The organism is Pseudomonas sp. 44 R 15, assembly GCF_900004965.1.
Lineage (GTDB): Bacteria > Pseudomonadota > Gammaproteobacteria > Pseudomonadales > Pseudomonadaceae > Aquipseudomonas > Aquipseudomonas orientalis_A.
This window is the reverse complement of record NZ_CVTU01000008.1, coordinates 1-257: the sequence shown is the minus strand read 5'-3', so window position 1 is coordinate 257 and position 257 is coordinate 1. Positions and strand designations below refer to the sequence as shown.

At 59.1% G+C, this 257-nt stretch carries 1 protein-coding gene; it reads left to right on the top strand.

Annotation, left to right across the window (positions count from 1 at the left end; translation table 11 throughout):
- Positions 1-257 (top strand): immunoglobulin-like domain-containing protein (locus tag BFP93_RS00100; protein WP_370737762.1); only part of this gene is annotated, 257 nt, incomplete at both ends.

The window sequence follows — 257 nt, the reverse complement described above, 5'->3', positions numbered from 1 at the left end:
ACCGTCAGCACCACTATTACAGGCGCAACCGGCGGCAACTTTGAAAACCTGGTGCCGAGCACCACGCCTGCGGTCACCACGATTACTGATGTGGTCGATACCACCACTGTCACGCTGACGGCCGGTTCGACCGTGACCGAAGGCGGTCAGATCACCTACACCGCGACATTGAACAACCCCGCGCAGACGCCGGTGAGCGTTACCTTGAGCAATGGCTCGGTGATTACCATCAAGGCGGGTGAGTCCACAGGTACTGT